This window comes from Sutterella parvirubra YIT 11816 (assembly GCF_000250875.1).
GTDB lineage: Bacteria > Pseudomonadota > Gammaproteobacteria > Burkholderiales > Burkholderiaceae_F > Sutterella > Sutterella parvirubra.
This window is the reverse complement of record NZ_JH604985.1, coordinates 4589-9697: the sequence shown is the minus strand read 5'-3', so window position 1 is coordinate 9697 and position 5109 is coordinate 4589. Positions and strand designations below refer to the sequence as shown.

Genomic DNA, 5109 nt, shown 5'->3' with positions numbered 1-5109 from the left:
TGCAGAACCTTGAGAACGTCATCCGCGCGCTCAAGCTCTTTTTGGACGACAACGGCTACGGGCTCTCCCGCCGACGCGTCACCGTGTCGACGTCGGGCCTCGTGCGCCAGATGGACAAGCTCGCCGAAGCCGCGCCCGTCGCGCTCGCCGTGAGCCTGCACGCCGCCACGGACGAACTCCGCGACAAGCTGATGCCTGTGAACCGCAAGCATCCGCTCGCGGACCTGATGGCCGCGTGCCGCCGCTACCTCAAGGTCGCTCCGCGCGACTTCATCACGTTCGAATACGTGATGCTGGGCGGCATCAACGATTCCCTTGAAGACGCCGACCGGCTCGTGCGCCTCGTGCGCGACGAGCAGGTGCCTTGCAAATTCAACCTGATTCCCTTCAACCCGTTCACGCAGTCGGACCTGAAGAAGCCCGAGCGCGAACAGGTTCTTGCCTTCTGCCGACGCCTGAACGAAGCGGGCATCGTCACTACGGTGCGCAAGACCCGCGGCGACGACATCGACGCCGCCTGCGGGCAGCTGGCGGGCGAGGTGCGCGACCGCACCCGCCGCGCCGAACGTCTGGTGCTGCAGAAGGCCGAAGCGGCCGAGCTCCTTCAGCGAGGCTGAGTCCCACCACCCAACGAGAACGTAAAGGACGGTCATGGCCGAGGAAGTCAAAGACATGAACACCGCCGGCAAGTCCGGCGCCGAAGCGCCGATGGGTTTCGGCGCGCGCATCCGCGCGGCGCGCGAAGCGGCAGGCATTTCCTTGGGCGACATGGCGGTGAGGAGCCGCCTCTCCGTGCAGCAGCTGCGCGCCCTCGAAGACGAAGACATGGGCGCGCTTCCCGAGCCCGTCTACGTCCGTGCGTTCATCCGCGGCGTCGCGGGCATTCTCGAACTCGACGCCCAGGCCCTCCAGGACGACTACTCCGCGCGCTTCGGCCGCGGCATGGGCGTCAACACCTCGAGCGTCGGCCAGGTGCCCGAGCACGATCCCCGCGAAGAGCTCGTGATCGAATCCAATTCGCGCCACCGCGGCCTCAAGATTTCGTTCTTCGTCGTCTTCCTTCTGCTTTTGGCCGCAGGCGGCTGGGCGCTCTACACCGATCAGTTCGGCTCGAACGACCAGTCCGAAGCCGTCAAGATCGAAAACGGCGTGAGCGAACCCGCGGCCGTGCCGCCCGCTCCGGCCGCTCAGCCGGCTCAGCCCGCCGAGCCCGTTGAAGAAATTCCGGTCACCCCGGCCCCCGCGCCCGAACCCGTGACGGTTCCGGCGGCGCCCGCGGCGCCTGCTGTGCCGACGACCCCGGTCGCCGAAGCGCCCGCCGCCGCGCAGACGGCCCCCATCCCCGAGGGCGCCCACGAAGTCGTTCTCGAAGTCTCCGCGCCCTGCTGGACGCAGATCACCACGCCCGAAGGCCGCCGCCTCGTCGCGCGCGAACTCCGCGCGGGCGACCGCGTCGCGCTCGTCGTGCCGAAGGAATCGCGATTCCGCATCGGGAACGCCCCGGCGATGAGCATCACCGTCGACGGCGCGGCCTACGACTACGCCCACACGGTGCGTGCCGGCGTCGCGAGCTTCGTGCTCCAGTAAGGCACGCGCGCCCGACCGGCAGAGACCCGAACAAAGATGGAAAAGGACGGCGCCGCCGTCCTTTTTCGCCACCGAAGACCCAACACGAAAAACCCATGACCCAACAAGTGATCCACACGGACGGCCTGCGCCGCCGTCGTCCCACCCACGCCGTGGCGGTGCGCTGGGGCGCGCGCACGGTGACGATCGGGGGCGACGCGCCCGTCGTCGTGCAGTCGATGACGAACACGCCGACGGCGGACGTCGAGGCGACCTACGCGCAGACCGTGGCGCTCGCCCGCGCGGGAAGCGAACTCGTGCGCCTCACGGTCAACACGCCCGAAGCCGCGCGCGCCGTGGTGGAACTGCGCGAAAAGCTCGACCGCGCCGGGATCTGGGTGCCCCTGGTCGGGGACTTTCACTACAACGGGCACAAGCTTTTGGCGGACGTGCCCGAGTGCGCCGAAGCGCTCTCGAAGTACCGCATCAACCCGGGGAACGTCGGGAAGGGCGCCAAGGGCGAAGAGAACTTCGCGATGATGATCGAAACCGCGAAGCGCACCGGCGCGGCGGTGCGCATCGGCGTGAACGGGGGCTCCCTCGATCAGGCGCTTCTCGCCCGCATGATGGACGAGAACGCCGCGAAGGGGAACCTCCTGACGCCGCAGGCCGTGCTTCGCGAAGCGTTGGTGGAGAGCGCCGTCTCGTCCGCGGACGCCGCCGTGCGTTTGGGGCTGCCCGCGGACCGCATCGTTCTCTCCGCCAAGGTGTCCGCCGTGCCGGACCTGCTCGCCGTCTACCGGCGCCTCTCCGAGCGCTGCCGCTACGCGCTCCACCTGGGCCTGACGGAGGCCGGGATCGGCTCGAAGGGGATCGTCGCGTCCGCCGCGGCCTTGGCCTGCCTTTTGGAGGACGGCATCGGCGACACGATCCGCGTCTCCTTGACGCCCGCCCCCGGTTCCCCGCGCACGGAGGAGGTCGTCGTCGCCCAGGAAATCCTCCAGTCGATGGGGATCCGCGCGTTCGCGCCGATGGTGACGAGCTGCCCGGGCTGCGGGCGCACGAGCTCCGACCTCTTCCAGAGGCTTGCGGCTTCGACCCAGGCGTTCCTGCGCGAGCGCGCGCCCGCGTGGCGCGAGCGCGCGCCGGGCTTCGAGAGCATGACGGTGGCCGTCATGGGCTGCGTCGTCAACGGCCCGGGCGAGAGCCGCGCCGCCGACATCGGGATCAGCCTTCCCGGTGCGGGCGAGAGCCCCGTCGCGCCGGTCTACGTGCGCGGCGAAAAGGTGGCGAGCCTGAAGGGTCCCGACATGGAGCGGGACTTTCAAGATATGATAGAAAAATTCGTTCTTTCGACCTACGGCGCGCGGTGAAGACCGCGCCCCGGCGTTGAAGGAATCCGAACCGGATCAGTGCACTAAAAGAGAAGGGGAGGCGCCCGGACTGGCCCGCCCCGAGAGAAACAGAGAATGGCGAAGGAAAAGTTTACGGGCGTCAAGGGCATGAACGACATGCTCCCGCAGGACGCCGCCGTTTGGCAGCACGTGCAGTCGACGTGCGTGGGCGTTCTGGAGCGCTACGGCTACCAGGAAATCCGCACGCCGATTTTGGAAAACACGCGCGTCTTCACGCGCGGCGTCGGTGAGGTGACCGACATCGTCGAAAAGGAGATGTACTCCTTCGTCGACTCGATGAACGGCGACCAGCTCACGCTCCGTCCCGAATGCACGTCCGCGGTCGTGCGCGCCGTCAACGAACACAATCTGCTCTACGGCACCAACCAGCGCCTCTGGTACTTCGGGCCGATGTTCCGTCACGAGCGTCCGCAGCGCGGCCGCTACCGCCAGTTCTATCAGCTGGGTGCGGAAGCGCTCGGCATGGAAGGCCCCGACGTCGACGCCGAAATGATCATGATGCTCTCGCGCATGTGGAAGGCGTTGGGCGTGGGTCCGGTGAAGCTGGAACTCAACACCCTGGGCGCTTTGGAAGAGCGCCAGGCGCACCGCGACGCCCTGATCCGCTACTTCGAGCAGAACCAGGACGTGTTGGACGAAGACGCCAAGCGCCGTCTCTACACGAATCCGCTCCGCATCCTCGACACGAAGAACCCCGAGATGCAGGACCTCGTCAACGCGGCCCCGCGTCTGCTCGATTTCTTGGGCGAAAAGAGCCGCGGGTTCCTCTCGCGCCTCGAAGAGCTCGTGAGCGCCGCGGGGATCGAGTACACGATCAACCCGCGACTCGTGCGCGGCCTCGACTACTACAACCACACGGTCTTCGAGTGGATCACGGACCGTCTGGGCGCCCAGGGCACGATCTGCGGGGGCGGCCGCTACGACCCGCTCGTCGAAATGCTGGGCGGGCGTCCCGCGCCGGGCGTGGGCTTCGCCATGGGGATCGAACGCGTGATCGAGCTTCTCCGTGAAGTGGGCCAGGTGCCCGTCTCGACCCAGACCGACGTCTACGTCATCCACCACGGCGGCGACACGCAGAAGGACGCGCTCCTTCTGGCGGAAGCCATGCGCGACGCCGACGTGCGCGTCATCGTCCACCCGGGCGAAGGCAGCATCAAGAGCCAGATGAAGAAGGCGGACGCCTCCGGTGCCGAATACGCGGTCTTCGCGACGGCGGACGAACTGGCCCAGGGCAAGGTCGCCGTCAAGTGCCTGCGCGAGCATGCCGCTGAGGTGCCGTTCGCGCAGCAGACGCTCGTCGACGTCGCCGACGCCCCGACGGCCGTCGCGCAGGCGATCGCCGCGGTCCGCGCGCTCTGACCCCATCAACCGACTTAAAGCAGCAAAGGAGTCCGAAGCGATGGCTTACGACTTGGAAGAACAAGAGAGCATCGACCAAATGAAGGCCTGGTGGGACACCTGGGGCACCCCGGTGACCGCCGCCGTCTGCGTCGTCTGTCTCGGCTTTGCCGGTTGGAACGGCTGGAATTGGTATCAGCGGAACGAAGCCGCGAAGGCGAGCGTCGCCTACATCCAGCTCCAGAACGCCGTCTACCAGAACGACGTGAAGAACATCGACTCGATCTCCGCCGGGATGATCGCGCAGTACGGGTCGACCATCTACGGCCCCTTGGCCGCGTTCTCGGCCGCGCAGGCCGCGCTCGCGCAGGGGAATTTCGATGAGGCCGCCGCGAAGCTCAATTGGATCATCGAAAAGGGCGGCCACCCCGAGTACGACACGGTGGCGCGCGTGCGCCTGGCCGGCGTCTACTTCGATGCCGGGAAGTTGGACGACGCTCTGAAGGTCCTCGAGGGCGCCAAGCCCGCCGACGGCCAGAAGGCCTCGGTCGCGGACCGCCGCGGTGACGTCCTTCGCGCGAAGGGCGACGCGGCCAGCGCGAAGAAGGCCTACGAAGAGGCGCTCGCCTCGGCGGAAGCCAACGATCCGCTCCGCCGCCTCATCGAATTGAAGCTCGGGTCGCTTCCCGCCGCCTGACCGTTCTGAGGGGGCAAAGCTCCCTCACGAAAACCCCGTGCCGCCGGAGACGGATTTCCGGCGGCTTCGCGTAGAATCAAGCGTATCGGCGGG

Annotated in this window: 5 protein-coding genes; all 5 read left to right on the top strand. The window is 67.6% G+C overall.

Annotated features, from left to right (window positions below):
- The coding region (locus HMPREF9440_RS11985; RefSeq protein ID WP_245523579.1) for a radical SAM protein at positions 1–617 on the top strand (617 nt) is incomplete at its 5' end.
- Positions 618–651: 34 nt separating this feature from the next.
- A complete protein-coding gene (locus HMPREF9440_RS06495; protein WP_008542645.1) occupies positions 652–1587 on the top strand; it encodes a helix-turn-helix domain-containing protein in 936 nt (311 codons plus the stop codon).
- Positions 1588–1682: 95 nt separating this feature from the next.
- Positions 1683–2939 (top strand): flavodoxin-dependent (E)-4-hydroxy-3-methylbut-2-enyl-diphosphate synthase, encoded by a 1257-nt coding sequence (gene ispG / locus HMPREF9440_RS06490; protein ID WP_008542644.1) that lies wholly within the window; start codon positions 1683–1685, stop codon positions 2937–2939.
- A gap of 96 nt (positions 2940–3035) precedes the next feature.
- A complete protein-coding gene (gene hisS, locus HMPREF9440_RS06485) occupies positions 3036–4340 on the top strand; it encodes a histidine--tRNA ligase (RefSeq protein WP_008542643.1) in 1305 nt (434 codons plus the stop codon).
- A 40-nt stretch (positions 4341–4380) separates the two neighbouring features.
- Complete coding sequence (locus HMPREF9440_RS06480) at positions 4381–5016, top strand: YfgM family protein (RefSeq protein WP_008542642.1); 636 nt, start codon at positions 4381–4383, stop codon at positions 5014–5016.
- The last annotated feature ends 93 nt before the right edge of the window (positions 5017–5109 follow it).